Genomic DNA, 3,164 nt, shown 5'->3' with positions numbered 1-3,164 from the left:
TGGGTTACACGATGGTGTACGGGGTCTTGAACCTGATCAATTTTGCGCACGGGGACGTGCTGATGATCGGAGCGATGGCCGGTTTGAGCATTCTGAAACTGGTGCAGCACGTGGCGCCGGACTTGCCGGGCATCGTCAAGTTGATCATCGCCATCATCGGCGCGATCCCCGTGTGCGTGATTGTCAGCATGATCATCGAACGAGTGGCCTATCGTCCCTTGCGCAACGCCCCGCGTCTGGCGCCGCTGATCACTGCGATTGGCGTATCGATCCTGCTGCAAACGCTGGCCATGATGATCTGGGGCCGCAGCCCGGTGCCGTTCCCGCAAATCATGCCGTCGGACCCGGTGCATATCGCCGGCGCGCTGATCTCGCCAACGCAGATCATGCTGTTGCTGCTGGCCCTGGCCGCGATGATCGGCCTGGTGCTGATCGTTGAGAAAACCAAGATGGGCCGCGCCATGCGCGCCACCGCCGAGAACCCGCGCATTGCCGGGTTGATGGGCGTGGACTCCAACCGCGTGATCGTGGTCACCTTCATCATCGGCGCCGCGCTGGCAGCGATTGCCGGCGTCATGTGGGCCGCCAATTATTCGACAGCGCAATTCGCCATGGGCTTCGTACCGGGTCTGAAAGCCTTCTCGGCAGCGGTGCTGGGCGGTATCGGCAATATTTACGGCGCCATGCTGGGCGGCATTCTGCTGGGCCTGATCGAAAGTCTGGGCGCCGGCTACATCGGCGATCTGACGGGCGACTTCCTGGGCAGCAACTACCAGGACATCTTCGCCTTCATCGTGCTGATCATCGTTCTCACACTGCGTCCTTCGGGGATTATGGGTGAACGCGTAGCAGACCGCGCTTAAGTTAAAACAGATACTCAAAGAGAGACCGACATGGCCTTCCTCACCTTCGACAAGAAACGCAACCCGCAGCAGGCCAGGATCAGCCTGGCAGCGCTCCTGATCGTCATGATCGCCTTCCCGTTCGTTGCCAGCATGTTCGGCAACTCCTGGGTGCGCATCATGGACATGGCCTTGCTCTACATCATGCTGGCCCTGGGCCTGAACGTGGTGGTGGGCTTTGCCGGCCTGCTGGACCTGGGCTACATCGCCTTCTACGCCATCGGCGCCTACACCGCCGGTTTGCTGGCCTCGCCCCAGTTCGCCGACGTGCTGCAATCCTTCGTCAATACCTACCCGGCGGTGGGCAACTTCCTCGTCATGGTGTGCGGACCGCAGATCGTGCAGAGCGGCATCCACCTGTCGCTGTGGATCATCGTGCCGCTGTCGGCATTGATTGCCGCCGTGTTCGGCGCACTGCTGGGCGCACCGACTTTGAAACTGCGCGGCGACTACCTCGCCATCGTCACGCTCGGCTTCGGTGAAATCATCCGCATCTTCATGAACAACCTCAACGCCCCGGTCAACATCACCAACGGGCCGCAAGGGATTAACCTGATTGACCCGATCCGCGTCTTCGGCGTCTCGCTGGCCGGCGAACCCGGCTCCGGCTCCATCGTCAAATTCCTCGGCATCAGTATGCCCTCGGTGAACGCCTACTACTTCCTGTTCCTGCTCTTGTGCATCGGCGTGATCTTCTTCTCGATCCGCCTGCAGGACTCGCGTCTGGGCCGTGCCTGGGTCGCGATCCGCGAAGACGAAATCGCCGCCAAGGCCATGGGCATCAACACGCGCAATGTGAAGCTGCTGGCGTTCGCCATGGGCGCCTCGTTCGGCGGCGTGGCCGGCGCCATGTTCGCCTCCTTCCAGGGCTTTGTATCGCCCGAATCCTTCTCCCTGACCGAATCGATTGCGGTACTCGCCATGGTGGTGCTGGGCGGCATCGGCCACATCCCCGGCGTGGTGCTGGGCGGCATCATTCTCGCCGCCTTGCCCGAAGTGCTGCGCCACGTGGTCGAACCGGTGCAGATGAGCCTGTTCGGCAAAGTCTGGATCGACGCCGAAGTGCTGCGCCAGCTGCTCTACGGCCTGGCCATGGTCATCATCATGTTGAACCGTCCTGCCGGCCTGTGGCCCTCGCCCAAGCACGAAGACCGCCCCGAAGCCGACCACCCGCATGGCGACGCCGCCGTGGGCGTGGTCAAAGCGTAATCATCGACGAACAGCACACAGAGGACCACCATGAGCACCACCCTGTTAAAAATCGCCGACGTCAGCAAACGCTTCGGCGGCCTGCAAGCCCTGTCGGGCGTCAGCCTGACCATTGAACAAGGCCAGATCTACGGCCTGATCGGCCCCAACGGCGCCGGCAAGACCACCTTCTTCAACGTCATCACCGGCCTGTACCAGCCCGACACCGGCAGTTTCGAGCTGGCCGGCAAGCCCTACAGCCCCAGCGCCCCGCATGAAGTGGCCAAGGCCGGCATCGCCCGCACCTTCCAGAACATCCGCCTCTTTGGCGACATGACCGTACTGGAAAACGTCATGGTCGGCTGCCACGTGCGCACCAAACAAAACGTCTTCGGCGCCGTGTTCCGCCACAAGGCCGCCCGCGACGAAGAAGCCGCCATCAAAGACAAATCGCAAAAGCTGCTCGACTTCGTCGGCATCGGCCAGTTCTCCTCGCGTACCGCGCGCCACCTGTCCTACGGCGACCAGAGAAGACTGGAGATTGCCCGCGCGCTGGCGACCGAGCCGCAACTGCTGGCGCTGGACGAACCGGCGGCCGGCATGAACGCGACTGAAAAGCTCGGCCTGCGCGAACTGTTGGTCAAGATCCAGGCCGAAGGCAAGACGATTCTGCTGATCGAACACGACGTCAAACTGATGATGGGCCTGTGCAACCGGCTGACGGTGCTGGACTACGGCAAGCCGATTGCCGAAGGCGTACCGGCCGATGTGCAGAAGAACCCCGCCGTGATTGAAGCATATCTTGGCGCCGCGCACTAAGCCTCTCTCCTTGCGTCGTCCTGACGAAAGTCAGGACCCGGCGTCGTTGCGGCGTTCGCCACGACACTGGGCCCCAGCGTTCGCTGGGACGACACCCTAATTGATGCAGTGAGTTCAGAAAACCATCATGACAACGAACATCTTAAAAATTGAAGACCTGAGCGTGGCCTACGGCGGCATCAAGGCCGTCAAAGGCGCCAGCCTGGAAGTCAACGAAGGCGAACTGGTCACCCTGATCGGCGCCAATGGCGCCGG

The 3,164-nt window shown here is 61.9% G+C and carries 3 protein-coding genes and 1 pseudogene; all 4 read left to right on the top strand.

What is annotated here, in order from left to right:
- Nucleotides 1–863 (top strand): branched-chain amino acid ABC transporter permease (locus AC1RN6_RS24065; protein ID WP_493007996.1); only part of this gene is annotated, 863 nt, incomplete at its 5' end.
- Between the two features lie 30 nt (nucleotides 864–893).
- Entirely contained in the window at nucleotides 894–2,111 is a 1,218-nt protein-coding gene (locus AC1RN6_RS24060; RefSeq protein WP_493007995.1) for an ABC transporter permease subunit, read from the top strand.
- 30 nt (nucleotides 2,112–2,141) lie between these two features.
- Nucleotides 2,142–2,909, top strand: coding sequence for an ABC transporter ATP-binding protein (locus AC1RN6_RS24055; RefSeq protein ID WP_493007994.1), 768 nt, complete (start codon nucleotides 2,142–2,144; stop codon nucleotides 2,907–2,909).
- Between the two features lie 127 nt (nucleotides 2,910–3,036).
- Nucleotides 3,037–3,164: pseudogene (locus AC1RN6_RS24050) on the top strand (ABC transporter ATP-binding protein); the annotation flags it as partial.

It is taken from the genome of Herbaspirillum sp. GW822-FHT03A08 (assembly GCF_058801885.1).
This window is presented reverse-complemented; position numbering and strand designations above follow the sequence as displayed.

Bases quoted from the DNA above. Each gene is read 5' to 3' on its own strand.
- AC1RN6_RS24060 (WP_493007995.1), top strand. From the start codon at position 894: ATGGCCTTCCTCACCTTCGACAAGAAACGCAACCCGCAGCAGGCCAGG.
- AC1RN6_RS24055 (WP_493007994.1), top strand. From the start codon at position 2,142: ATGAGCACCACCCTGTTAAAAATCGCCGACGTCAGCAAACGCTTCGGC.